The sequence below is a fragment of the Lysobacter sp. A378 genome (assembly GCF_054052125.1).
This window is the reverse complement of the sequence record NZ_JBSVRK010000002.1, coordinates 403960-426940: the sequence shown is the minus strand read 5'-3', so window position 1 is coordinate 426940 and position 22981 is coordinate 403960. Positions and strand designations below refer to the sequence as shown.

26 protein-coding genes are annotated in these 22981 nt (G+C 64.4%); 10 read left to right on the top strand and 16 right to left on the bottom strand.

Annotated elements, in window-relative coordinates; genetic code table 11:
* Positions 1 to 77: 77 nt before the first annotated feature.
* The 3 genes from cueR to ACW7G1_RS07940 all read right to left on the bottom strand — a co-directional run bounded on the left by cueR (position 78) and on the right by ACW7G1_RS07940 (position 3967).
* Positions 78 to 569, bottom strand: a complete 492-nt coding sequence (gene cueR, locus ACW7G1_RS07950; protein ID WP_456979223.1) for a Cu(I)-responsive transcriptional regulator — start codon at positions 567 to 569, stop codon at positions 78 to 80.
* Positions 556 to 3024, bottom strand: a complete 2469-nt coding sequence (locus ACW7G1_RS07945) for a heavy metal translocating P-type ATPase (protein WP_456979222.1) — start codon at positions 3022 to 3024, stop codon at positions 556 to 558. The genes cueR and ACW7G1_RS07945 overlap by 14 nt, the downstream gene beginning before the upstream one ends.
* 193 nt (positions 3025 to 3217) lie before the next feature.
* Positions 3218 to 3967: a sulfurtransferase gene (locus ACW7G1_RS07940; protein WP_456979221.1), complete on the bottom strand. Its 750-nt coding sequence runs from the start codon at positions 3965 to 3967 to the stop codon at positions 3218 to 3220.
* A 141-nt stretch (positions 3968 to 4108) separates the two neighbouring features.
* On the opposite strand from ACW7G1_RS07940, the gene ACW7G1_RS07935 reads away from it, so the two are divergent.
* On the top strand, positions 4109 to 4510 hold the full coding sequence (locus tag ACW7G1_RS07935) for an HPF/RaiA family ribosome-associated protein (RefSeq protein WP_456979220.1): 402 nt from the start codon (positions 4109 to 4111) through the stop codon (positions 4508 to 4510).
* A 110-nt stretch (positions 4511 to 4620) separates the two neighbouring features.
* Positions 4621 to 5361, top strand: a complete 741-nt coding sequence (locus tag ACW7G1_RS07930; RefSeq protein WP_456979219.1) for an rRNA pseudouridine synthase — start codon at positions 4621 to 4623, stop codon at positions 5359 to 5361.
* Positions 5362 to 5368: 7 nt separating this feature from the next.
* Here ACW7G1_RS07930 and ACW7G1_RS07925 read toward each other — a convergent pair whose 3' ends face one another.
* Positions 5369 to 5878: a DUF1993 domain-containing protein gene (locus ACW7G1_RS07925; protein WP_456979218.1), complete on the bottom strand. Its 510-nt coding sequence runs from the start codon at positions 5876 to 5878 to the stop codon at positions 5369 to 5371.
* Between the two features lie 122 nt (positions 5879 to 6000).
* Between ACW7G1_RS07925 and yczE the strand changes: the two genes are divergently transcribed.
* A complete protein-coding gene (yczE, locus tag ACW7G1_RS07920; protein ID WP_456979217.1) occupies positions 6001 to 6645 on the top strand; it encodes a membrane protein YczE in 645 nt (214 codons plus the stop codon).
* Here the strand turns inward: yczE and ACW7G1_RS07915 are convergent.
* The 4 genes from ACW7G1_RS07915 to ACW7G1_RS07900 form a co-directional block, all read right to left on the bottom strand.
* Positions 6619 to 6984, bottom strand: coding sequence for a DUF6164 family protein (locus tag ACW7G1_RS07915; protein WP_456979216.1), 366 nt, complete (start codon positions 6982 to 6984; stop codon positions 6619 to 6621). The two genes, yczE and ACW7G1_RS07915, sit on opposite strands and share 27 nt — an antisense overlap.
* 37 nt (positions 6985 to 7021) lie before the next feature.
* Entirely contained in the window at positions 7022 to 7699 is a 678-nt protein-coding gene (locus ACW7G1_RS07910; RefSeq protein WP_456979215.1) for a hypothetical protein, read from the bottom strand.
* A gap of 14 nt (positions 7700 to 7713) precedes the next feature.
* On the bottom strand, positions 7714 to 8331 hold the full coding sequence (locus ACW7G1_RS07905; RefSeq protein ID WP_456979869.1) for a trimeric intracellular cation channel family protein: 618 nt from the start codon (positions 8329 to 8331) through the stop codon (positions 7714 to 7716).
* Positions 8332 to 8418: 87 nt separating this feature from the next.
* Positions 8419 to 8628, bottom strand: coding sequence for an oxidoreductase-like domain-containing protein (locus tag ACW7G1_RS07900; protein WP_456979214.1), 210 nt, complete (start codon positions 8626 to 8628; stop codon positions 8419 to 8421).
* Positions 8629 to 8953: 325 nt separating this feature from the next.
* On the opposite strand from ACW7G1_RS07900, the gene ACW7G1_RS07895 reads away from it, so the two are divergent.
* Positions 8954 to 10618 carry a hypothetical protein gene (locus ACW7G1_RS07895; protein WP_456979213.1) on the top strand — a complete coding sequence of 555 codons (1665 nt, stop codon included), beginning with the start codon at positions 8954 to 8956 and terminating at the stop codon, positions 10616 to 10618.
* Between the two features lie 11 nt (positions 10619 to 10629).
* Complete coding sequence (locus ACW7G1_RS07890) at positions 10630 to 11457, top strand: hypothetical protein (protein WP_456979212.1); 828 nt, start codon at positions 10630 to 10632, stop codon at positions 11455 to 11457.
* A 30-nt stretch (positions 11458 to 11487) separates the two neighbouring features.
* On the opposite strand, the gene ACW7G1_RS07885 is transcribed toward ACW7G1_RS07890, so the two are convergent.
* The 4 genes from ACW7G1_RS07885 to sstT form a co-directional block, all read right to left on the bottom strand.
* Complete coding sequence (locus ACW7G1_RS07885; protein WP_456979211.1) at positions 11488 to 12246, bottom strand: TerC family protein; 759 nt, start codon at positions 12244 to 12246, stop codon at positions 11488 to 11490.
* Positions 12247 to 12532: 286 nt separating this feature from the next.
* Complete coding sequence (gene nirK, locus ACW7G1_RS07880; protein WP_456979210.1) at positions 12533 to 13903, bottom strand: copper-containing nitrite reductase; 1371 nt, start codon at positions 13901 to 13903, stop codon at positions 12533 to 12535.
* Between the two features lie 216 nt (positions 13904 to 14119).
* The gene (locus ACW7G1_RS07875; protein WP_456979209.1) at positions 14120 to 14674 is read right to left on the bottom strand and encodes a DnrO protein; all 555 of its coding nucleotides are present in this window, start codon (positions 14672 to 14674) and stop codon (positions 14120 to 14122) included.
* A gap of 94 nt (positions 14675 to 14768) precedes the next feature.
* The gene (sstT, locus tag ACW7G1_RS07870) at positions 14769 to 16007 is read right to left on the bottom strand and encodes a serine/threonine transporter SstT (protein WP_456979208.1); all 1239 of its coding nucleotides are present in this window, start codon (positions 16005 to 16007) and stop codon (positions 14769 to 14771) included.
* A 229-nt stretch (positions 16008 to 16236) separates the two neighbouring features.
* On the opposite strand from sstT, the gene ACW7G1_RS07865 reads away from it, so the two are divergent.
* From ACW7G1_RS07865 to ACW7G1_RS07855, 3 genes are all read left to right on the top strand, one after another.
* A complete protein-coding gene (locus ACW7G1_RS07865; RefSeq protein ID WP_456979207.1) occupies positions 16237 to 16527 on the top strand; it encodes a biotin--protein ligase in 291 nt (96 codons plus the stop codon).
* A complete protein-coding gene (locus ACW7G1_RS07860; protein WP_456979206.1) occupies positions 16524 to 17300 on the top strand; it encodes a lipoate--protein ligase family protein in 777 nt (258 codons plus the stop codon). The genes ACW7G1_RS07865 and ACW7G1_RS07860 overlap by 4 nt, the downstream gene beginning before the upstream one ends.
* A gap of 97 nt (positions 17301 to 17397) precedes the next feature.
* Positions 17398 to 18003 carry a DUF4136 domain-containing protein gene (locus ACW7G1_RS07855; protein ID WP_456979205.1) on the top strand — a complete coding sequence of 202 codons (606 nt, stop codon included), beginning with the start codon at positions 17398 to 17400 and terminating at the stop codon, positions 18001 to 18003.
* A 49-nt stretch (positions 18004 to 18052) separates the two neighbouring features.
* Here the strand turns inward: ACW7G1_RS07855 and ACW7G1_RS07850 are convergent, their stop codons facing one another.
* The 3 genes from ACW7G1_RS07850 to ACW7G1_RS07840 are packed head-to-tail and all read right to left on the bottom strand — an operon-like array spanning position 18053 to position 20839.
* Complete coding sequence (locus ACW7G1_RS07850) at positions 18053 to 19735, bottom strand: ABC1 kinase family protein (RefSeq protein ID WP_456979204.1); 1683 nt, start codon at positions 19733 to 19735, stop codon at positions 18053 to 18055.
* Between the two features lie 57 nt (positions 19736 to 19792).
* Positions 19793 to 20470, bottom strand: coding sequence for a PAQR family membrane homeostasis protein TrhA (trhA, locus tag ACW7G1_RS07845; protein WP_456979203.1), 678 nt, complete (start codon positions 20468 to 20470; stop codon positions 19793 to 19795).
* 27 nt (positions 20471 to 20497) lie between these two features.
* Positions 20498 to 20839, bottom strand: coding sequence for a zinc ribbon domain-containing protein YjdM (locus tag ACW7G1_RS07840; protein ID WP_456979202.1), 342 nt, complete (start codon positions 20837 to 20839; stop codon positions 20498 to 20500).
* Positions 20840 to 21110: 271 nt separating this feature from the next.
* On the opposite strand from ACW7G1_RS07840, the gene ACW7G1_RS07835 reads away from it, so the two are divergent.
* On the top strand, positions 21111 to 21812 hold the full coding sequence (locus ACW7G1_RS07835; RefSeq protein WP_456979201.1) for a class I SAM-dependent methyltransferase: 702 nt from the start codon (positions 21111 to 21113) through the stop codon (positions 21810 to 21812).
* Positions 21809 to 22189, top strand: coding sequence for a YkgJ family cysteine cluster protein (locus ACW7G1_RS07830; RefSeq protein WP_456979200.1), 381 nt, complete (start codon positions 21809 to 21811; stop codon positions 22187 to 22189). Before ACW7G1_RS07835 ends, ACW7G1_RS07830 begins: the two co-directional genes overlap by 4 nt.
* A 21-nt stretch (positions 22190 to 22210) precedes the next feature.
* Here ACW7G1_RS07830 and ACW7G1_RS07825 read toward each other — a convergent pair whose 3' ends face one another.
* On the bottom strand, positions 22211 to 22981 hold the full coding sequence (locus tag ACW7G1_RS07825) for a 3-oxoacyl-ACP reductase (RefSeq protein ID WP_456979199.1): 771 nt from the start codon (positions 22979 to 22981) through the stop codon (positions 22211 to 22213).

Sequence of the window (22981 nt, the reverse complement as noted above, 5' to 3'; positions counted from 1 at the left end):
CAGGCGCCATCTGCACGTCGGGAGCGAAGCAGATACCTGGCACTCGGGGCTCTCCACGTTCGCGGCTGAAGCCGCCGCTACGACCGAAGGGAGTCCCCGTCCAGACTACCCGCCAGGTCATCCAGGATCGGGCAGTCCGGCCGGTCATCGCCGTGGCAACGGTGGGCCAATTGTTCCAGCGTGCGCTGCATGGCCTGCATCTGCTCGACCTTCTTCGCCAACTCGGCGGCGTGCGCCAGCGCGAGTTGCTTCACCTCGCCACTGGCGCGCGCGCGGTCGTCCCACAGCGCGAGCAGGCTTTCGATCTGCTTGATCGGAAATCCCAGCGAGCGGGAACGATGGATGAAGCGCAAACGGTGCAGCGCGGTTTCGTCGTAGATCCGGTAGCCGGCCTGGGTGCGCGCTGCCGGAGGTGTCAGGCCGATCGCTTCGTAGTGGCGGATCATCTTCGCCGACACGCCACTGAGCGCGGCGGCCTGTCCGATGTTGTGCAGGCCGTCGGCGAGGGCTTCAGCCAGTTCGGGTTTCGGCACCCGCCTACTGCGGTTTTTCGAATCAGTGCTCGCCATCTCGGCCCTGCTCCTTCGTTGCCTCTGCCGACTGCGGCTTCCAGCGTCGAAGCAGCAGGGTATTGCCCACCACGCTGACACTGGAGAATGCCATTGCCGCGCCGGCCACCACCGGGTCGAGCAGGCCCGCCGCCGCCAGCGGAATCCCGACCACGTTGTAGATGAAGGCCCAGAACAGGTTCTGCCGGATCTTCGCACTGGTGCGGCGCGAGACCGCGATCGCGTCGGCGACCAGCCGCGGGTCGGAGCGCATCAGGGTGATCCCGGCCGCGTGCATGGCGACATCGCTGCCACCGCCCATCGCGATGCCGACATCGGCGGCCGACAGCGCCGGGGCGTCGTTGATGCCATCGCCGACCATCGCCACCGGGCCGTGCGAGCGCAGTTCCAGCACCGCCTCGGCCTTGTCGCCGGGCAACACGTTGGCGCGAACGTCATCGATGCCGAGCGCGTCGGCAACGGTCTGGGCCGCGCCCAGGTTGTCGCCGGAGATCATCGCGGTGCGCAGACCAAGCCGATGCAAAGTAGCGATCGCGGCACGTGCCTGCGGCCGCGGCTCATCGCGGAACGCGAGCAGCCCGAGCAGGCGAACTTGTCCGACGTTTCGCTCGGCCAGCCACGACACGCTGTGGCCGTGTGCCGCCAACTCATCGACGCGCACCTGCAAGGCGCCGAGATCCACGCCGGACTCCTGCATCAGCCGGGAACTGCCCAGCAGCAGGTCGCGGCCTTCGACATCGCCCTCCAGCCCGCGCCCGGCCAACGCCCTCACTCCGGTTGCCTGCGGGAAACCGGCCGGCTGCGCGGCCTCGACCACTGCGTTCGCCAGCGGATGCTCGCTGCCCGACTGCAACGCGCCCGCCAGTCGCAGCAGTGCGGCGTGGTCGCCATCGACCGCCATGTGCTCGGCAAGGGTCGGCCGTCCTTCGGTCAGGGTGCCGGTCTTGTCGAAGGCGATCACCTGCAACGAGCGCGCGGTTTCCAGCACTTCGGCGTCCTTGATCAGGATGCCGGCGCGGGCGGCGACGCCGGTACCGGCCATGATCGCAGTCGGCGTGGCCAGGCCAAGCGCGCACGGACAAGCGATCACCAGCACGGCGACCGCATTGAGGATTGCCACGTTCCAGTCGCCGCCCAGCACGCCCCAGCCCAGCAAGGTCAGCACGGCAACGCCGACCACTACGGGCACGAACACCGCGCTGACCTTGTCGACCATGCGCTGGATCGGCGCCTTCTTCGCCTGCGCGTCCTCGACCAGCCGGATGATCCGGGCCAACGCGGTCTCCGCGCCGACCGCGAGCGTGCGCAGCCGCAGCCGGCCCTCGCCGTTCACCGCACCACCGGTTACCCGGTCACCGGGTTGTTTGGCCACCGGCAACGACTCGCCGGTGATCAGCGATTCGTCGGCATGGCTGCGACCTTCGAGGATCTCGGCATCGACCGGGATGCGCTCACCGGGCAACACGCTGACCTCGTCACCGACGACGACCTCGGCGAGCGGCAGTTGCCGCTCCACGCCGTCGCGCAGTACCCGCGCGGTGGCCGGGCGCAGCGCCTGCAACGCACGGATCGCCTCGGTGGTCTGGCGCTTGGCCCGCGCTTCAAGCCACTTGCCCAGCAGGACCAGGGTGATCACCACCGCCGAGGCCTCGAAATACAGATGGCCGGCGCCGTGCCCGGCATCGGCCAACAGATGGAACACACTCAGGCCGTAGCCCGCGCTGGTACCGAGCGCGACCAGCAGGTCCATGTTGCCGGTCCGTGCCTTCAGCGCGCCCCAGCTGGCGCGGTAGAATCGCGCGCCGAGCCAGAACTGCACCGGCGTCGCCAGGGCGAACTGCAGCCATCCCGGCAGCATCCAGTCGCGGCCGAACGGCATCGCCAGCATCGGCAACAGCAACGGCGCCGACAGCACGATCGCGATGATGAGGTGGCGCAACTCGCGCGAGCGACGCGGGTTCGCTGCCGCCGTCCCGCCCGATGCCGAAGTAGCGGTATCGCCTGTCGACTCGTCCTGCGGCAACGTCGCGGCGTAACCGGCCCCGATGACCGCGGCGATCAACGCGGCCGGATCGGTGCCGCCCACCGTACGCACGGTGGCACGCTCGGTCGCCAGGTTGACGTTGGCCTCCAGCACGCCGGGCGCCGCAGCAAGTGCCTTCTCGACGCGGCCGGCGCACGACGCGCAGGTCATGCCTTCGATCGCCAGATCGACCGATTCGCCCGCGACTTCGTAACCGGCGGTGCGTACTGCTTCGACCAGAGTCGTGACCGGAACGTCGTCCCCGGCCCGGATTTCCACGCTTTCGGTGGCCAGATTAACGCTGGCCGCCTGCACGCCCGGCACCTTCGCCAGCGCCTTCTCGACCCGGCCCACGCAGGACGCACATGACATCCCGAGGACGTCGAAGCGCACGGTGCGCGGGTTATTCATATCGATCGCAGGGGGTGACATGCGGACTCCGAAGCTTGGCTTGCGGACTATTCTGCAGCTTCCCACCATGGGAAGGTCAACCTCGCCACTGCCCGCTCGCCAACTCGACCGGCTTGCATCGCATGTAATCGGCCGGGCCGGGCCAAACCAACCCGGTCAGATCACCGGTTTGAAGTCCATGGATTCCCGCCTTCGCGGGAATGACGATGACTCCCTACCCGGCGTGCCCCGGTTCGACCAGCGGCTGCAACGCCGGATCCAGCGCGACCCGCTCATCGAACACGAAGCAATGGCCGTCGTAGCCCGCCCCGCCCACCTGCTCGAAGTAGCCCAGGATGCCGCCATCGAGCTGCAACAGGTTGTCCATGCCGTCGGCGCGCAGCCACAGCGCGGCCTTCTCGCAACGGATACCTCCGGTGCAGAAGCTGACCACGGTGGCGTCGCTCAACCCGTCGCGGTGTGGCTCAAGGGCTTCGGGCAACTGGGTGAAGTTGTCGATCGGCAGCGTTACTGCGCCGGCAAATGTCCCGTAACCCACCTCTTCGCGGTTGCGGGTATCCAGCAACACCAGCCGCTTGCCGGCATCGTCGGTGCCCTGCTCGATCCAGCGCGCGAGGTCTGACGGCGCCACCACCGGCGCGCGGCCGGCCGCCAACGGTGAGGCATTGTCGCGACGGAAGCTGATGATCTCCGCCTTGCGCTTGACCTTCAGCCGCGCAAATGGCTGCGCGTGGCTGTGGCTGGACTTCACGACCATGTCCGCGAAACGCGGATCTTCGCGCAGCTTCGCCAGAAAGACCTGCACCGAGGCCTCCGCGCCGGCCAGGAACAGGTTGATCCCCTCGGGCGCGACCAGCACCGTGCCGCGCAGGTTGCCGTCCTCGGCGCGGGTACGCAGCTCGTCGACCAGGGTGTCGGGCTGGTCAACGGCGGTGAAATGATAGGCAGCGACATTCAGGATCATCCGCCAATTTTAACCGCGACCACGCCGCAAGCGAGCTCCGACTTCTTCTCACCCTGTAAATGTTGCCCTCGCTAACGTGTCCACAGCCCTGCACGTTTGTATCAACGCGCACGACATCGCCAACCCACCGGAGACGACTGAATGAAGATCCAGCTCAATACCGACCACAACATCCAGGGCGATGATGCCCTCGCCGCCCACGTCGAAGGGGTCGTTACCGACGCCTTGGGCCGGTTCAGCACCCAGGTCACGCGGGTCGAAGTCCACCTGAGCGACCTCAATGCAGCCAAGGGCGGCAGCGCCGACAAGCAATGCATGATGGAGGCGCGACTGGAAGGCCGCCAGCCGATGGCCGTCACCCACCAGGCCGATACCATGCGTGCGGCCATCACCGGGGCGACCGGCAAGCTGCAGCGGCTGCTGGCCAGTTCCCTGGGCAAGCTGGCCGCACCGGAGCGCCAAGCCCGCCCCGCTGCCCAACAGGACGCTGGCCAATCGGACGGTGAGGAGTTGGCCGACGCCCCCTATGCCGAGCCGATGTAGGTTTTCTGCAAAACCTATCGACCCGAGCCCGAGGCGTAACCCGGTCATTCCGGGCCGGCGGATATACGCTGGCCCGTCTACACTGGCCCGCCCGAATGCAGGTTCCATCGATGTCTGACCCATCCCAGGACGATGCCCCCCCGTCATCCGAGCGTTTGTCGCGCCGGGTCTCGGAGTTGGCGGCATGTTCACGCGCGCAAGCCGAGCAGTACATTGCCGGGGGTTGGGTCCGGGTGGACGGCGAGGTGGTCGAGTCGCCGCAGTTCATGGTGGCCGGGCAATGCGTGGAAGTGGATCCCGACGCACAACTTGAAGCCGCCGAACCGGCGACGATGCTGCTGCACAAGCCGGCGGGCGTTGCGTTTGAAGACAGCGCCCCATTGATCATCGAGTCCAGCCGTGTCGAGGGTGACCACCGTCGCGGCATCCGCGTATTGCAGCGTCATTTCTCGCACCTGACGCCATCGATGCCGCTGGACAGCGACGCCAGCGGCCTGGTGGTGCTGAGCCAGGATCCACGCGTCCTGCGACGGCTGAAGGAAGACGGCGCGAAGCTCGAGCAGGAGTTCCTGGTCGAGATCAGCGGCCAGGCCGGCCCGTACACCCTGAGCCGCCTGGCGCGTGGGCTGAGCTACCAGGGACGCGTGCTGGGGCCATGCAAGGTCAGCTGGCAGAACGAGATCCGCCTGCGCTTCGCCATCAAGGACGTGCGCCCCGGGCAGCTGCGGGACATGTGCGCGCAGGTCGGCCTTGAGGTGGTGGCGACCCGCCGTTTGCGGATCGGGCGGATCGGCCTGAACAAGATGCCGGTGGGCCAGTGGCGCTACCAGCCGGTCACCGATCGCTTCTGACCGCGGCTCAGTACGCGCCCATGTAATCGCGCTTGCCAATCTCCAGTCCGTTGTGACGCAGCAGCGCGTAAGCCGTGGTCACGTGGAAGAAAAACTGCGGCAGGCCATAGGTCAACAGATAGTCCTGGCCACTGAAGCGACGCTCCTTCGCAGTACCGGGGCGGGTCACTATCTCGCGGGTCTCACTGCCGTCAAAGCGCGCGGCATCAAAACTGTCGACAAAAACGATGGTGCGCTCGAGCAAGGCCCGCAGCTGGTCGATGCTTTGCTCGTTGTCGTCATAGACCGGCACCTCGGCGCCGGCCAACCGCGCGGTGACTCCCTTGGCGAAGTCGCAGGCAATCTGCACCTGGCGCACCAGCGGCAGCATGTCGGGAAACAGGCGTGCCTGCAGCAGCACGGCCGGGTCGATCTTGCGCTGGGACGCGTGGGCTTCGGCCTTCTCCAGGATCGCGGCAAGACTGCCGAGCATCTGCTTGAACACGGGAACGGAGGCTGCGTGCATGGAAATCGTCATCGGAATTCTCTCAAGGGGCAAGTCTTGATGGTAGCCGGTTCACCTCTGCGTTCCACTCATGCACGCCCGGCGTTGGCCGCGACACTCTAGAATCGACGGCCTTGTCGTCTTTCGGTCATCCAATGCCGCGTCGCGTACTGCAGTTGTTCCTGGGGTTGCTCGCCTACGGGGTGTCGATGGTGATGATGCTCCAGTCCGACCTTGGACTGATGCCATGGGACGTGCTGCACCAGGGCATCGCGTTGCAGGGCGACTGGCCGATGGGCCGGGTAACGATTGCGGTCAGCTTCGCGACGTTGTTGATGTGGATCCCCATCCGCCAAATGCCGGGCGTCGGCACCCTGTGCAACGCGGTCGTGATCGGGCTGGTGTTCGACGCCGTCAATGCTCTGATTGGCGACCGGCTGCTCGAAGCCTCGCTTGCATCGCGCACGGCGTTGCTGATCGGCGGCATCGTGCTCAATGGCGCAGCGACGGCCGCCTACCTGGGGGCGCACTTCGGTCCCGGCCCGCGCGACGGGTTGATGACCGGACTGGTACGACGGACCGGCCGATCCGTGCGCCTGGTGCGCACCATCATCGAAGGCAGCGTGCTGGTATCGGGCTTCCTGCTTGGCGGCACGTTTGGCATCGGCACGGTGGCCTACATGGTGGTAATCGGGCCGTTGATCCAGCTGATGCTGCCGTGGTTCGACCCACGTCGGAACGCGACTGCAACGCCGCAGCCCGCCGCCGAGGGGCTATCCGCGCAGCAGGATCGCCGGTAGCGCCACCAGCCCGAGCAACACGATAGTCGCGACAACCGCCAACAGCACCCGGCCAGGCTCTTCGCGCAGCACGTCCTTGAACGTCTGGGCGGTGCCGTCACGCTGGGCAGCTTCATGTTCGGCGCGCGCGTTCGCCTGCCGCTTGGCCTGATACTCCGCCATCAGCCGCTTGGCTCTGGGCAGGTCGTCGTCCTGACTCAGCCATATACCGCCATGCGAGATCCCCCAGCGACTGGGCTGCGTCTCGTAGTACTCGATCCGTGCCTCATCGAGCATCGCCCGCACGTCCTCGATCTCGTCGTCCAGTACCAGGCGCAGATTGAGCAGCAGTTTTGACATGCGGCCATCATACCGCCGGGCGGCGGTGCCGGACGGTTCATTTTACTCCCAGCACGTCCAGCGGGTCGGCAACCGGCTGCTCGGGAAGCGGCTCACCAGGAAGCGGGACGGAGCGTCGGGGCAACCGGCTCCTGTACGCCTCTATCGCCTTTTTTGCATGTTGGTCGAGTATCCCGGCGGGAATCGCCTGCTCGCCAAACACCTCGATTATCTGGGCCAGCAGTGCTTCCGCCGGTTTGCGCCGCGGCTCGACCTGCGCGGCGTCAGTGGCGCGCAATCGGCGCAAGGTCTCTTGCGCTATGTCCAGACCGCTGTCGATGAACAGCTCGCCGGCCTGCTGGTCCGCCGGGTCGCGGCGCAGCACTTCCTGGCAGGCCACCAGCGCCGCCTCTGGCTGCCCGGCCTGGGCCTGGAGCAGCGCAATCTGCTGCCACGGTTGCTTGCGCGCCGGGTCGGCCAAAGCCGCCTGTCGGTAGGCCTGCAATGCCTGTTCAGGCAAGTCGTCGCGGACGGCGGCATCCGCCTCGGCCATGTACTCCGGGTATCCCGCCTTGGGCCCCAGCGAAACCGTTGCACAGCCAGACAGCACGACCAGGAGCGCTGCGGCGGGGAGATATCGCCACCAAGCCGGGAACCGCGCAATCATCGTCGTCATCGTCTCGTACCCTTCGTCGTCCCAGCGTGCGTCGCGCCAGCGTGCCCCCAATCGAAACATAGCAGTTGCACTGATCATTGTTCCCGTTGCGGGGCTACCGGCAGATGCCAGTCGTAGCGGATCGCCATGTAGCGCAGCCCAAAGCACAGCACCGCGGACACGATCATCACCGGTACCAGCGGCAGGTCGAAGAAATCCCCGACGACAATCACGATCGCGCCAATCATTGCGGCAACCGCATACAAATCGGATTGGAATACCACCGGCGTGCGCGCCACCAGCACGTCCCGCAAGATGCCCCCGCCGATGCCACTGAGCATTCCCAACAGCACCGCGCCCACCGGCCCCAGCCCGTGATCCAACGCCTTGATCGTGCCGATCACCGCAAACAGCGCCAGTCCGGCTGCGTCGAACAACCGCACCGGATTGTGCAACCGTTCTATATCGGCATAACGATAGAAAGTGACGACACCCGCCAGGCAACTCACCGCCAGGTAATGCCAGTTCGTCAATGCGACCGGTGGTGTCGCACCAATCATCAGGTCGCGGGTGATGCCGCCCGCGGCTGCCGCTGCGAACGACAGCACCAGTACGCCAAACAGGTCCAGCCGGTTGCGTACCCCGAGGGTCGCACCGCTGATGGCAAACGCGAACGTGCCGATCAGGTCGATCACGGTGATGATGGAATTCAGGTCCAAGGCAGCCCGGGCTCAAATTGAATGGCTGAATAGGATGCCACGCCTCCGGAGCCATGAGCGATACGCGCAGGCCCTGGTGGCTCAGCCGGCATCCGGATCACGTCCGGGGTTGCGGGCGCGCCAAGCCGCAAGAAGGACCTGGTAGTGATCCATTTCGTCGGCGTAGATATCGGACACACAACGCTCGCAGCCACTGTCACAGCAATCCATCGGCAGTGGACGCTCGGGCAGCAACGGCGGCGGGTCGTCGCTTGTGGGCGTCGGGACCGGGTTGGAAGGATTGCCAGGCACGGGTCCAGTATGGACGCTATGGACGCCTGAACCCAATCCGCAATCAGGCCAATGGGAGACCGCTCGGATCCTGCGTCTGTTGAAACGCAATCGGTTCGCCGTTGACCGCACAGCTCACGCCGAAGCGGTCGGTCAACATGCCAACGGTCCTCGCACAGAACGCGGGCGCCAGCGGCATGAAGTGGGGGGATTTGTCTGCCTGCACTGACTCGTCGAACGCGAGCTCAATTGACATGACGCTGTGTAAATGGTAACAGCCTTGGCGTACGGAATGGAAAAGGGGGTGGAAACGGGCGCTCGCGCACGCCCATGAGGAGGCACCCCCATGCCTGAATCCATCACTTTTGGCCCGGAAGCCGGGCCCACTGTCGTCATCAACTCCTCATTGCAGCTCCCCGGCAGCCATATCGGGAGCCGGATCATGCAGCTTGACCTTGGACTCGATCCGCAAACGGATTTCCTGGGGATCACTCGTCAGCCAGCTCCGTCGTATGCCGAGCTCGCCGGTGTCTCCGAGTCGGGCCAGGTAGAGATGGGCAAGGCACAGGGCTTTCTCCGGTCCAGGTTGCTTGCGATCGGATATGGCCGGGACCAGGCCAACGAGGCAGTATCGTTGCTACCTCGGTACTTGGGACGTGGCTCGATCGCGATGAGTCGACCACAGGGCGAAGTGCCTGAAACGCCGATGCGCGGATCCAGGGACGACATGTGGGCCGTTGACCCCGTACTCGGAAATCCGGCCGTGCTCATTCAGGAGTTTGCCGACCATGCTTCCCATGGGGAGGTCGCTATTCCCGGCAAGAACAGCGCTGGCAAGGGTGTCACCACCGTGACTCCGTACCACCAGGAGCCGGAACCTCGACTCTTTCTCATCGAGCGGTACACCATCAGCTTTGTGCTTGGGGATTACGGCATGGGGCGGACAGTCCGCACATTTACGTTGCTGCCCGGAGAGTCGACAACCATTCGGCTGAAGACCTGGCAGTCGACAACCGAGAGTATCAAGCAGTCCTCCAGCATCATCGATTCCCACGAACAGTCGGCGAGAGACCGGTTCTCGTCCAAGGTTCAGAGCGAAACGACGGACAAGAAAACACGTGCCCAGACTGAATCCTGGCAAGTCCAGGCCGAGGCATCGGGATCATGGGGATTCGGGTCGGCGTCAGTCTCGGCCGGGGCATCAGGCGAGTATCAGTCCGGGCGGGAGCAGTTTGCCCGGCAGACAAGCGAAGCCTTGGGCGAGCATGCGAAGGAGGCATCCTCAAAGCGTGAGCTCACGGTGACGTCGAGTGCCGAAACGAAGACAGAGACCGGCATGGAGTCACTGATCGAGCGTGAAATCAACAACGTGAACATGCGTCGGGTCCTGAACTTCGTGTTTCGCGAACTCAATCAGCAGTACACCACGAGGTTGCACCTGACCGATATCCACGTCGGCTACACCAACGGTCTTGACGGCACATGGAGAGAAGTGCCGGTCGCGGGTCTGCGAACACTGCTCAGCGAGGTACTGGTGCCCGGGAAGATCGACGACACCGCAACCAGCATCCTCAAGGTCGCCAGTGTCGTGTTCGATGCGCAGGACGTCCCGGTTCGGGTACTGGAGGCGGTCGATTACGATTCAGCGAACGACACGATCGCGGTCAGTGCGATCCAGCCGGGGCCGATTCCGCCGCCGACAGAGACGCGCTACTACCGGTTCCAGCGAGGCCCCCTGAACCAGGACGATGCGGAGCACCCAGTGGACGGGGTCTTGTTGTCGGAACAGACAATCGTGATGCGGACCGACAGCGTCATCGTCGAAGCCCTGCTTGGTCAGTCCGATGCCCTTGACAGCTTTGCGATGGAAATACAGGAAGCTGCGGCGCGGGCCAAGACGCTTCACAACGAGCGCGAAACGCTACTGCTTGACACCTTGCGGGCGATACCCGACCCGGAAGCGAGAGCAACCATGGCTGCCACGCTTTTCAATCCACCCGATGCGAGCTAGGTGGTGACGACATGCCCGATCCGGTCACGAATCACCCGGCGGTAGTTGTCTCGCAGCGAGCGGCTGCGCCTGGGGCCGTCACCTCGACGAACGCAGTCCTTGGCAGTTCGAGTGCCGCCGCATCGTCATTGACTCCGGCGGCCCCGGCGACACCGGCAGCCATCATCACAGGCAACTCCAGCAAGGCGCAGCAGCAACGACTGGTGAAGCTATACGGGTCGCAAATGTCCAATGTGAAAGTCCTCCCGTATGCGCAGATCAATTGGCACCCGAAGCTGAGGGCGTTCGCATTCGGGGCCTGGACCAACTCCGGCACCGACATTTACATGAAGTTCGTAGGCCCTCGCATTCCGCTTCCGCGCCGATATTCCGAAGGGCTCTTTTATGTCCTTCTGCAGCATGAGGGGCGGCACATCATCCAGTTCCGCAAAACTGGTGGATACCCCGCTTCCTATGAGCAGATGATGCGTTTCGAGATCGAGGCCTACGGCAATTCCGCACTCTGGCTGGCGGGCCTGCTCGTCATCAAATCGGCCCGGTGGCTGGCAAGGGAGATCGGGATCAAGCAGCTCCTCAGCGCGGCGGGAGTCGATCCGGGCATCATCCTGCCGTCGACTGCGGATTATCAGATACGGACCAGCACGTTGACCTCGCAAATGAGCGCGGCCACTCAGACCGTCTCCAGGTTTCTGGCGAAGCTCCAACAGATGGATAACCAGGGGCTCACCGGAAAATCAAGGGAAACAGAGTTGCAAAAGTTCCTGCTCGGCAACGGTGATCTGCCACAACACGCCTGCATCGCAGAGCTATATGGTGCCCCTTGCCCGACGAAGCCGTAGCACGCGCCTCGACCCGTCACCACCCGTGGCTCAATCGCCCTTGGTGTATTTTTCGTGCAAGTCCACCGGTGCGGCCTGCTCCTTGCTGCGCCGCCGGATCCACAGGTTGATCATCTCCACGAACACCGAGAACGCCATCGCGACATAGATGTAACCCTTGGGAATGTGTTGACCAAACCCGTCGGCGACGAGCACCAGGCCGACCATTATCAGGAAGGCCAGCGCCAGTATCTTGACCGTGGGGTGGCGCTCGACGAACTCCCCGATCGGCCGGGCAAACGCCAACATGAAGCCAATCGAGATGACGATGGCGGTCACCATCACCCAGCGCTCGTCGACCATGCCCACCGCCGTGATGATGGAATCCAGCGAGAACACGATGTCGAGCACCATGATCTGCACGATGACCGCACCGAAGGTCGCGGTTGCCGCGCCCATCGCGACCTGCTCGGTCGCGCCCTCCAGCTTCTGATGGATCTCGTGCGTGGCCTTGGCGATCAGGAACAGGCCACCGCCGATCAGGATCATGTCCCGCCACGAGAAAACATGATCGAACAGCGAGAACAGCGGTGCGGTCAGTCCGACGATCCATACGATCGCAAACAGCAACATCAAACGGGTCACGGCCGCCCCCAGGATGCCGATGCGACGCCCCATGGCGCGCTGCTCGACGGGCAGTTTCCCGGCCAGGATCGAGATGAAGATGATGTTGTCGATGCCGAGCACGAGCTCCAGCGCCGTCAGTGTCAGCAGTGCGACCCAGATTTCCGGGTTGGCGAGCAGTTCCATGATGATTTCCGAATGTTCCAGCGAGGTATGACAGACCACGATCGGAAATGCATCAAATGGATGCACCTTCGCCATGGATGGCGAAGGTCTTGCTCACAAACCGCTGGCGGTTTGTTGCTGCACCGGAGCAAAAGCTCGTAATGACGGCGACAGCGATTGGGAGCTACTCCCCTTCGCCGGCGAGGCTATCACGCAAAACCATGAAAAAGCCAGATCCGCATCGCTGCGGACCTGGCCTGGTTTGTTGCATCCGCCTGGCGTTCAGGCATGGCGGACGCTGCGTTGGTCAGTGACCGGAGGAATGATCGATCGCTTCGTTGGACTGGAAGATCGCCGGGTCCGCGTCACCGTTGACGTTCAGGAACCCGATCAGGCCCTTCTCGGTCCGCGACAGCGCGTGGTCGACCAGGATGTAACGGCCCGGATAATCCACCTTGAACTCGACCATCGTCGCCCCGCCCGGCGGCACGATCGTGGTCTGCACGTCGGTCAGCGGCGGGCTGGTGAACGACGCCAGGTTGTAGACCCGGTCGAAGACCTCGCCGATCAGGTGGAAGCTGGAGGTCAGGTTGGGACCGCCGACGCCGAAGAACATGCGCACCGTCTCGCCCACCTCGGCTTCCATGTTGAAGGTCTTGGTCAGCGCGTCCATGCTGCCGTTGAACATCAGGTGCTCGGGTTTTTCATCCAGCAACTTCTCCAGCGAGAACTCCTGCAGGCCGGACGAGCCGTGCTTCTGCGCGGTGTAGAGCTCGCCCTGCATCACGTAGAACTCCTTGTCGACCTCGGGCAAGCCACCTTCAGGCTCGACCAGCACCATGCCGTACATGCCGTTGGAGATGTGCTGGGCAATCATCGGCGTGGCGCAGTGGTAGACAAACAACCCCGGATGCAACGCCTTGAAAGTGAAACTCTTGGTCTGCCCCGGAGCCACCTGGGTTACCGCCGCGCCGCCACCAGGCCCGGTCACGGAGTGGAAGTCGACCGAGTGGATGTTGATGCTGTCCTCGGCGTTCTTCAGGTTGATGGTCACCGTGTCGCCCTGGCGGATACGCAGCATCGGCCCGGGCACGGTGTTGTCGAAGGTCCAGTAGCGATAGCTGCTGCCATCGGACAGCTTGCCTTCCAGTTCGGTGGTCAGCAGATCGTAATTGACATGTTTGGGCGCGCGGTCGCCGACCGGCTCACCGACCTGGTGCGGGTCCTTGGCCACGTCCGTGGCAGTGCTCACCACCTCGGCCACGTCGCCCACGATCAGCTTGCCGAACATGCCCGCCGCCCGGTGCCCCGGAATCGTGCACACGTACTCGAACGTGCCGGCCCTGGTGGCGCGGAACACGATGGTGGTCGCCGAACCCACCCCCACCAGGCTGTCGGACTGGGCGCCGAACTCGGGGACGGCAACGTCATGCATTGCACCGTCGCCATTGATCACGGTGATCGCCACTACCGCGCCTTCGGCCACCTTCAAGTCGGGGTTGATCTGCCCTTTGATTGCACCGCCATCACCAACAAAGACCAACTGGCCGTCATGGATCTGCGTCCTCAGGGTGTAGTTGACATCTGCCACTGGCGTAACCGATTCATGGGCGGCAATCGCCTGGGGTACGAATCCCGCAGCTCCTGCCAGCGCAAACAACAACACAAGCTCTTTCATCGTGGACTTCCTTCCAGTTATAAAAAATCTGCCGCTGCTGGGGTCCAAGATAGGAGGCGCGGGCGACTCGCTCCATGACTTGGGTCAAGCTAAACCAAACGCCGCCGTATGTTTGCTGGAAAACCAGTTCTGGCAAAGGCTGCAGCCCATAGAAAACGCCCCTGTAGGGCGTCGGTAAAATGCGGCGGTGTGGGCTTGCCCGGCGAGGTGGACGACTCAGTCGTGGGTCAGCGGCTGGAAGCCTTCGTGGTCGAACGTCGTCTGATAGTCGTTGACGACCGCGACCAGTTGCGGCATCCCTTCGCTGGAAGCCGGGTCGGTCTTCAACGCCTCGAGCGCGCCCATCATGCGTCCGATCAGGACATGCAATGCCGCATCGGGCTCCGGGCTGAGCTTGCAGTTGGCAAACATGTAGTCGATGTCGTTCTCGACCCCGATCGCCAGCGCGTCGGCGTCTTCCACCTGCAGACGGCCCTGGTGGTAGGCCGGAAGGTTAAGCGCGACGGCATCGTGGATCCGGGTCATCGCTGCCCGCAGCGGCGCATCGGTTTCCCAGCGTTGTCCTTCGGCCAGGACCGGTGCGGCTTGATCGTGGTCGGCATGCTCGGCCGCTTGCTCGTGGGCAGATGTCGCATCCGGCGTGGCGCTGGCAGCAACCTCGTCGGCAGTGACGTGCGCCGACGGATCGACGTCGGCACCGTCGCTGCAACCGGCGCTGCCAAGCATCAGGGAAACGACCGCCACTGCGACGGCAAATTCTCGAATATTCATGATGGGTACTCTTGGATGATTGCCAACACGTTAGCGAGTCTCCCGGCCAATACCCTGATTCATGTCAAGCGCGGACATGTCAAGCGCGCACATGTCAAGTGCGGACATCAACGGTATCCGCGGCGGCCCGGCACGCTGCCGCGGTAAACAGCACGTCGGTGGAAGAGTTCAATGCTGTTTCCGCCGAGTCCTGGACCACCCCGACGATGAAGCCGATCGCAACCACCTGCATCGCGATATCAGTCGATATCCCGAACAATCCGCAGGCCAGCGGAATCAGCAGCAGCGAGCCACCCGGCACGCCGGAGGCACCACACGCGGCAATCGCCGCCACCACGCTGAGCAACAACGCGGTAGGCAGATCCAGGGAAATGCCCAAAGTGTGCACCGCAGCCATCGTCAGCACGGTAATGGTGATGGCCGCGCCGGCCATGTTGATGGTTGCGCCGATCGGGATGGATACCGAATAGGTCTCCTTGTGCAGCCCCAGCTTGCGGCACAGTTCCATGTTGATCGGGATGTTGGCCGCCGAGCTGCGGGTGAAGAACGCGGTGATCCCGCTTTCACGCAGGCAGGTGAACACCAGCGGGTACGGATTGCGCCGGGTGATCGCGAACACGATCAGCGGGTTGGCGACCAGTGCGACGAACAACATGCAACCGATCAACACCAGCAACAGATGCAGATAGTCCAGCAATACCGAAAGCCCGGCCTCGGCAAGCGTCGAAGCCACCAGTCCGAAGATGCCCAGTGGCGCCAGCCGGATCACCAGCCGGACCAGCCAGGTAACCGCATTGGACAGGTCTCCGACCATCTGCCGGGTACTGTCGGCCGCATGGCGCAGCGCAATGCCCAAGCCGACCGCCCACGCCAGGATGCCGATGAAATTGCCGGTCACCAACGCGTTGACCGGATTGTCGACGATCTGCAGCAACAGGGTCTGGAGTACTTCCACGATGCCATCGGGCGGGGTCAAGTCACTCATGCCGACGCCGGACAGTTGCAGCACGGTCGGAAACACGAAGCTTGCCGACACCGCCACCAGCGCAGCAGCCAACGTGCCCACCAGGTACAGCACCAGGATCGGCTTGATGTGGGTGCGCTGGCCATGACGATGGTTGGCGATCGACGCGGCCACCAGTACCAGCACCAACACCGGAGCCACGGCTTTCAGGGCGGAGATGAACACCGAGCCCAACAGACCAACCGAGGCCGCCGCCGAGGGAGACACCAGCGCCAGCAGGGTTCCGGCAACCAGGCCAATGACGATCTGGCTGACCAGACCGAGGGAGAGCAGCGAAGCGAAGAAAGCTCGGAGCCTGGAATCTGGCATAAGTACCTGGTCGGATAAAAGAGGAGTTCATCGCGCGACCGAAGCCTCGCAGTGGATGCGTCCGATAACGGCGCAGATGCCGATTGTCGCCGAGACCGGGACATAGTGCGCGTGTGGCGGATCCATGCCGCCCTGACCCATGTCATTGTCAGTAACCCGCACGGCCCCCAACATGTATACCGACACAGTCGTCACTGACGACCGGACCAATCCAAGGGAGCCAACTCACATGCATGGCGAATACAAGGTGCCCGGCGGCAAGCTGGTGGTAGTCGACCTGGAAACTGCAGACGGGCGTCTGGCGAAGGTCCAGGTCAGCGGCGACTTCTTCCTGGAACCGGACTCTGCGCTGGAGTCGATCAATACCGCGCTATGCGGCTTGCATGCCGACAGCGGCACCGCCGCGATCGCCGGTGCGGTGGAAGCAGCGCTGGGCCCCGACGTCAGTCTGTACGGCATCACCCCGGAAGGCGTCGCCATGGCCGTGACCCGGGCACTCAACGCCGGAGCCCGCCCATGAGTGGCTCGTCCTGGCGCGAATATGACTGGCAGTTGATCCATACCGACGCGCAATCACCCGCCATGCACATGGCACTGGACGAGGTGCTGACCACGGAGGTGTCTGCCGGCCGACGTCCGCCGACCCTGCGGGTGTGGGAATGGGCGAGCCCGGCCGTGGTCATCGGCCGCTTCCAGTCGCTGCGCAACGAGGTTGACGCCGAAGCAGCCGGCCGTCATGGCATTGAGGTGGTCCGCCGGATCAGCGGCGGTGGCGCGATGTTCATCGAGCCGGGCAACACCATCACCTACTCGATCTGCGCGCCGCTGGCGCTGGTGGAGGGGCTGTCATTCCAGCAGTCCTACCAGCTCATGGACGCCTGGGTCATCGAGGCGCTGGGCGAACTCGGCATCCGCGCCAGCTACCAGCCACTCAACGACATCACCTCGCCCGGCGGAAAAATCGCGGGCGCCGCCCAGGCACGGCGCGGCAATGCCGTGCTTCACCACGTCACCATGGCCTACGACATCGATGCCACAAAAATGCTGGAAGTGCTGCGGATCGGCCGCGAGAAGCTGTCCGACAAGGGCACGACGAGCGCGGCCAAGCGGGTCGACCCGCTGCGCAGCCAGACCGGCCTGAGCCGCGAGGCGGTGATCGAGCGAATGGTCCAGACCTTCCAGCGCAGCCATGGATTGCGCCCGGACACCCTGAGCGCCGACGAACTGGACCGCGCCACCGTCCTTGCCAGGGACAAGTTCGCGTCCGCGGACTGGACCGCCGTCGTCCCCTGAGACGCGTGACCCCGCGCGAGGGCGGCGACGGGTATTCACGTCATTGTCCGCGCCGGATGCTAGCGTCGACGACACCCCACACCAGTAAGGGCGCACCGTGAAAAAATGCTTCCAGCGCACCGCTCGCGGGCTGGCTGTCGCGCTTGCCCTGTTTACCCTGGTCGCCTGTTCCACCGGACCCCGGGTGCGGACCGACCTTGACCCGGAAGCCAACTTCGCCGGTTACCAGACGTACGCATTCTACGAACCGCTGGCAATGGAGGCCTCTGGCTACAGCTCCTATCTCTCTGCGCAGATCAAGACCAGCATCCGCCGCGAGATGGAAGCGCGTGGTTATCGCTTCGACCCGGCAGACCCCGACCTGCGGGTGAATTTCCAGGGAGTGATCCGAGAGCGCACGTCGGTATACGACGTCCCCCGCTCTGATGTGCGCTGGTTCTACAGCTACCGCGCGCGTTCCTACGTGGCCATGCCGGTGTGGTACGACGAGACCCGGGTCAACCAGTACACCGAGGGCACGCTGACGGTCGACCTGGTGGACGCCGACCAGAACCGGCTGGTCTGGACCGGCGACGCCATCGGCAGGGTGACGCAGAAAACCGCACCCGACCGCATCATGGCCGCCGACCGTGCGATCAACGCCATCTTCGCCCAGTTCCCGTATTACGCGTCCGGAACCGCCGCTCCAATGCCATCGCCGTGACGGGCGCTGCATCAACGAACCAAGCGTTGGCCATCCACGCGTTGGCTGATTACTTGCCGCCCCCGCTCCGCCAGATCGACAACACCAGCCAGGCACCGGCAATCGCCGCACCGAGAAAACCCAGCAAGCCGAATGCCGGCAGCCCGAGCAAAGTGGGGCCCGCATCCACGGTCAGCGCGATTGACGAGCCGATGATCAATGCCGCCAGCACCACGCCCACGGTCAGCCGGTTGGCGGAATGGTCGATCTGGGTACCGAACCGCTGCAGGTGATCGACATCCAGCCTCAGCTTGAGATTGCCGCCGCGCGCGGTACGCAGCAGGCGGCGAAGATCACGTGGCAGCACCGACAGGATGCCGGCAGTATCGGATAACACCCGCAACCCGTCGCGTGCGACCGCCCCCGGTGCGTAACGCGCCAGCATCGCCCGACGCAGGAAGGGTTCTGCCTCACCGGCCATGTCGAAATCCGGGTCCAGTTTGCGCCCCATCCCTTCCAGGGTGACAAACACCTTGATCATCAACGCCAGGTCGGCCGGCAACACCAACTGGTTGGCGCGCAGCAACGCCGTGACCTCCATCAGCATCGCCACCAGGTCAAGCTGACCCAGCGGTACGCCGTGGTAATGGTCAACAAGCCCGTCAATATCCTGGGCCAACTGGGCCTCATCCACCTGCACTGCGCTGCTCCACTCCAGCAACATGTCGGTCACCCGCTCCGAGTCACGCCGGACCAGCGCATCCAGCAACCCGACCACCTGCGCGCGCCTGGAGTCGGATAACCGCCCAACCATGCCGTAGTCAATCAGCCCAATGCGGTTGCCGGGCAGCACGAACACGTTGCCGGCATGCGGATCGGCATGAAAGAAGCCGTCCTCGAACATCATCTTCAGTACCGCCTGGGCGCCGCGACGGGCGACCAGGCCGCAATCCAGGCCCGCCGCGTCCAACATCGCCAGATCCGAGACTGGAATGCCGTCGACGAAATCCTGCACGTTCATCCGCGGGCCGGTGTAGTCCCAATGCACTCGCGGCACCACGATCTGGTCGTTATCGATGAAGCTGGCCGCAATCCGTTCGGCGTGACGGCACTCGGCGGCCAGGTCCAGCTCGCGAGTCAGCGATGCCTTGAACTGACGGACCATCCCGGTCGGCTGGAACTGGCGCAGCTCCGGGAATCGCGCCTCGATCGCCTGCGCGGCGCGCTGCAGCAAACGCAGGTCGGCCTCGACCGTCGGGCGAATGCCCGGTCGACGTACCTTGACCACCACCTCGGTGCCGTCATGCAGGCGCGCACGATGAACCTGGGCGATCGACGCGGCGGCCAACGGGGCTGGATCGAACTGCAGGAACACCTCTTCCGGCGGCGCACCAAGGTCTTCCAACAGCTGTTTGCGGATCGCCTCCGGCGACGCTGCCGGTGCCTGGCTCTGGAGCTTGCCGAACTCGGCAATCCATTCTGGGGCGAACAGATCCACGCGGGTAGCCAGGATCTGGCCCATCTTGACGAAGCTCGGACCCATTTCCTCCAGCGCTCGCCGCACCCGAACCGGCGCCGGCAGCGCCACCGCGGCCTCGACACGGCCGAGCGGCAGCACCCGGCCCGCACCGGCCAGCAAATTGGCCAGGCCCAACCGGCGAACCATGTCGCCAAAGCCGTAACGGACCAGGATAGAGGCGAGCTCATACACCCGGCCCAGGTCCCGCGTTGCGGTCAATCCTTCCCAAAGCATCGTGGGTCTCCGGTTCGGCAGCGCGCCGTGACGGCGCCAGCCCAGACTACGTGTCGCTCAGACTACGTGGGCCATTACCGCGACGTAGTGACACAGGCTGCCGCCGAGCACGAACATGTGCCAGATCGCATGCGAGTAGCGCAGCGTCGGGCGATGGTAGAAGAACGTGCCGGCGGTGTAGGAAATGCCGCCGGCCAGCAACCAGCCCAGCGTCCAGCCGTCCAGGGCATTCCACATCGGCTTGGCCGCCACCACGACCAGCCAGCCCATGCCGATGTAGATCATCGTGGACAGGCGCTTGAAGCGGCCGGTGAAGAACAGTTTGAACACCACCCCGGCCACGGCCAGCGTCCAGATGGTGGCAAACATCCACCAGCCCCACGGTCCGCGCAGGCCAATCAGGGTGAATGGCGTATAGGTGCCGGCAATCAGCAGGTAGATCGCACAGTGGTCGACGACCTTCAACCGCGACTTGAGCACCGGATGGCGCACCGAGTGGTACAGGGTCGAGGCCAGGTACAGCAGCAGCAACGAAATGCCGAACACGATCGCACCGGCCAGTTGCCAGCGACTGCCGTGCAACGCGGCCAAAGTGATCAGGACCGCTCCACCGGCAAGCGCCGCTGTCGCACCCAGGCCGTGGGTCAGCGCGTTGGCGAGCTCCTCCGACGCACTCGTTTCAACCGGGCCCGGGTCTGGGGAGCGAGGATATCCGGATCGGCCATGGCTGCGCATGACCGCAATGCTAGCGCGATTTTGGCGTCAGGCTTTCTTCAGGAAGCAGGTTTTCAGCACCAGGCCCTTGATCTTGTCGGAGCTGCCTTCGATGTTCTCGGCATCGCCTTCCACCAGTCGGATGTTGCGGATGACGGTGCCCTGCTTGAGCGGGATCGACGAACCCTTCACCTTCAAGTCCTTGATCACCGTGACCGTATCGCCTTGGCTGAGGACATTGCCGTTGGCATCCCTGACCACGACGGCGTCGCCGGCTGCGGCACCCCCGGCAATCGGCCATTCATGGGCGCAATCGGCGCAGACGTAGTTGTCACCATCGGGGTAGGTGTTTTCCAGGCCACATTGGCTGCACGCGGGAATATCGGGCATGAGTCCGTCCAGGAGAGTCGTTGAGCGGGCACCGGATTATAGACCGTCGCGGATGGCCACCAACGGGTGCTGCGCCGCCCTGCCGGCGGTTCCATCGCTGAACCGGAACCCCGACCGACGGCGTGCCATGCACTGTTGCCCCCACCAACGCGTAGCATGTCCCGGTACGTCCTCGTCAACAGCTCCTCTCGCGGCCCGCTCCAATCCCCGGACCGCCCCTCCATGCGCCATCACCCAGCTTCAGCGGTGACGCTTTTCCCGGAGGCTTCCGATGCCCGGCTATACCACTCGCCAGCAGCACCTGCGCCTGGGTGGGCATGACTATCGCATCCGCTCACTCAGCGATCGCCAGCAGTTCTCGGATCCGGATGGCCGCGCCGAAAGGCTTGGCATCTCGTCGGCCCAATGGTGCCTGTTCGGTCAGATCTGGCCCGCGGGCCGATTGCTGGCCAACGCGATGAGCGACTTCGACATCGAAGGCAAACGCATTCTCGAGATCGGCTGTGGACTTGGCCTGGCAAGCCTGGTGCTGCAAAGACGCGACGCGGATGTCGTCGCCAGCGATATCCACCCATTGGCCGAGCCCTTCCTGGCGTACAACTCCGCTCTCAACGCATTGCCCTCGGTCCCGTACCGAAAACTGCGCTGGGCCGTGCCGTTGCCCACCCTGGGCCGGTTCGACCTGATCATCGGCAGCGACGTGCTTTACGAGCGCACCCACGCTGAACTGCTGGCGGCCCTGGTCGGGCGCCACGCCAATGAGCAGGCCGAGGTCCTGATCACCGACCCCGGCCGCGGCAACAGCGCACCATTCACCCGCGCCTTGGCGGTACAGGGCTTCGTGGTGACCGAGACCCGCGGACCGATGAACGACGACGACCTGCCGCCATTCCGTGGTCGCCTGCTGCATTACCACCGCGACGCGGTACCCGCCTTCCACCCGATCCCCACCGCCACGGCGAGCAGGCAATGAGTTCCCCACTGCACACCAACGGTCACTCCGACGACCACGATGACGACCACGATGACGACCACGTGGTCGACCCGACGGTCTCCTGCGACCACTGCGACGCGGTGTGCTGCCGGTTGACGGTCGTGGTCATGCCCGAGGACAACGTGCCGCGTCACCTGGTGGAGCGCACCGAGCGCGGGTTGGAAGTGATGGCGCGCGACGAGGACGGCTGGTGCGTCGCGGTCGACCAGAACCGCATGTGCTGCAGCATCTATGAGCAACGTCCGGCCATCTGCCGCAAGTTCACCATGGGCAGCGGTTATTGCCGCAGCGAACGGAAGGCCTATGCGCGCCGTTATGACCGCGAAATCCCGTTGACCGTCATCGACACAGTCTGATCCGGGAGCCGGTAGCGATGCTCAGTCCTTGACCAGCCCACCGTCGACGACAAGGTTCTGGCCGGTCACGGCGCGCGACCACGGGGATGCGAAAAACAGCACCGCATCGGCGAACTCGGCCGGCGTGGTCACGCTTTGCAGCGGAGTACTGGCCGCGATCAGGTCGAACACTGCCTCGGGCGTCGCGGCGCTGGCATCGGTGGTCCGCAACAGGCCGCCGGACAGCATATTGACGGTGATTCCGGCCGGGCCGAGATCGGCCGCCATCGTGCGCGTCAGCGACAACAACGCGGCCTTGGCAGCGGTGTAATCGTGATACGGCACCACCGGATTCTGGAACAGGTTGGTGCCAATATTGATCACCCGCCCGAAGCCTCGCTCGCGCATGCCGGGGATGGCGGCCTGGATGATGTTGAGCGCGCCACGCACGCTGCCCTCGAACTGCGCCGAGAACTGTTGCCAGTCGATCTGCTCCGCATTCGCGCGGGCATCGCCATTGAACGAGAAATCCGCCAGCGCGTTGTTGACCACGGTGGTGACCGGCCCGCCGAAATGCCCACGCGCCGCCGCGACCATTGCCGCCACCTGCGCGGCATCGGTGACATCGGCCTGCAACGCCAGCGCACGCCCGGTACCGATCTGGCGGCACAGCGTTTCGGCCGCCTCGCGACTGGCGCGGTAATTGACCACCACCTTCGCACCTTCAGCGGCGAACGCGCACGCAATCGCACTGCCAAGCCCCCGGCCTGCACCGGTTACCAGGACGATCTGTTCGGATAATTTCAAGTTCAC

Excerpts from the sequence above, each read along its gene's own strand:
- cueR (WP_456979223.1), bottom strand. The coding sequence starts at position 569 with ATGGCGAGCACTGATTCGAAAAACCGCAGTAGGCGGGTGCCGAAACCC.
- ACW7G1_RS07945 (WP_456979222.1), bottom strand. The coding sequence starts at position 3,024 with ATGTCACCCCCTGCGATCGATATGAATAACCCGCGCACCGTGCGCTTC.
- ACW7G1_RS07940 (WP_456979221.1), bottom strand. The coding sequence starts at position 3,967 with ATGATCCTGAATGTCGCTGCCTATCATTTCACCGCCGTTGACCAGCCC.
- ACW7G1_RS07935 (WP_456979220.1), top strand. The coding sequence starts at position 4,109 with ATGAAGATCCAGCTCAATACCGACCACAACATCCAGGGCGATGATGCC.
- ACW7G1_RS07930 (WP_456979219.1), top strand. The coding sequence starts at position 4,621 with ATGTCTGACCCATCCCAGGACGATGCCCCCCCGTCATCCGAGCGTTTG.
- ACW7G1_RS07925 (WP_456979218.1), bottom strand. The coding sequence starts at position 5,878 with ATGACGATTTCCATGCACGCAGCCTCCGTTCCCGTGTTCAAGCAGATG.
- yczE (WP_456979217.1), top strand. The coding sequence starts at position 6,001 with ATGCCGCGTCGCGTACTGCAGTTGTTCCTGGGGTTGCTCGCCTACGGG.
- ACW7G1_RS07915 (WP_456979216.1), bottom strand. The coding sequence starts at position 6,984 with ATGTCAAAACTGCTGCTCAATCTGCGCCTGGTACTGGACGACGAGATC.
- ACW7G1_RS07910 (WP_456979215.1), bottom strand. The coding sequence starts at position 7,699 with ATGTTTCGATTGGGGGCACGCTGGCGCGACGCACGCTGGGACGACGAA.
- ACW7G1_RS07895 (WP_456979213.1), top strand. The coding sequence starts at position 8,954 with ATGCCTGAATCCATCACTTTTGGCCCGGAAGCCGGGCCCACTGTCGTC.
- ACW7G1_RS07890 (WP_456979212.1), top strand. The coding sequence starts at position 10,630 with ATGCCCGATCCGGTCACGAATCACCCGGCGGTAGTTGTCTCGCAGCGA.
- ACW7G1_RS07885 (WP_456979211.1), bottom strand. The coding sequence starts at position 12,246 with ATGGAACTGCTCGCCAACCCGGAAATCTGGGTCGCACTGCTGACACTG.
- nirK (WP_456979210.1), bottom strand. The coding sequence starts at position 13,903 with ATGAAAGAGCTTGTGTTGTTGTTTGCGCTGGCAGGAGCTGCGGGATTC.
- ACW7G1_RS07875 (WP_456979209.1), bottom strand. The coding sequence starts at position 14,674 with ATGAATATTCGAGAATTTGCCGTCGCAGTGGCGGTCGTTTCCCTGATG.
- sstT (WP_456979208.1), bottom strand. The coding sequence starts at position 16,007 with ATGCCAGATTCCAGGCTCCGAGCTTTCTTCGCTTCGCTGCTCTCCCTC.
- ACW7G1_RS07865 (WP_456979207.1), top strand. The coding sequence starts at position 16,237 with ATGCATGGCGAATACAAGGTGCCCGGCGGCAAGCTGGTGGTAGTCGAC.
- ACW7G1_RS07860 (WP_456979206.1), top strand. The coding sequence starts at position 16,524 with ATGAGTGGCTCGTCCTGGCGCGAATATGACTGGCAGTTGATCCATACC.
- ACW7G1_RS07850 (WP_456979204.1), bottom strand. The coding sequence starts at position 19,735 with ATGCTTTGGGAAGGATTGACCGCAACGCGGGACCTGGGCCGGGTGTAT.
- trhA (WP_456979203.1), bottom strand. The coding sequence starts at position 20,470 with ATGCGCAGCCATGGCCGATCCGGATATCCTCGCTCCCCAGACCCGGGC.
- ACW7G1_RS07840 (WP_456979202.1), bottom strand. The coding sequence starts at position 20,839 with ATGCCCGATATTCCCGCGTGCAGCCAATGTGGCCTGGAAAACACCTAC.
- ACW7G1_RS07835 (WP_456979201.1), top strand. The coding sequence starts at position 21,111 with ATGCCCGGCTATACCACTCGCCAGCAGCACCTGCGCCTGGGTGGGCAT.
- ACW7G1_RS07830 (WP_456979200.1), top strand. The coding sequence starts at position 21,809 with ATGAGTTCCCCACTGCACACCAACGGTCACTCCGACGACCACGATGAC.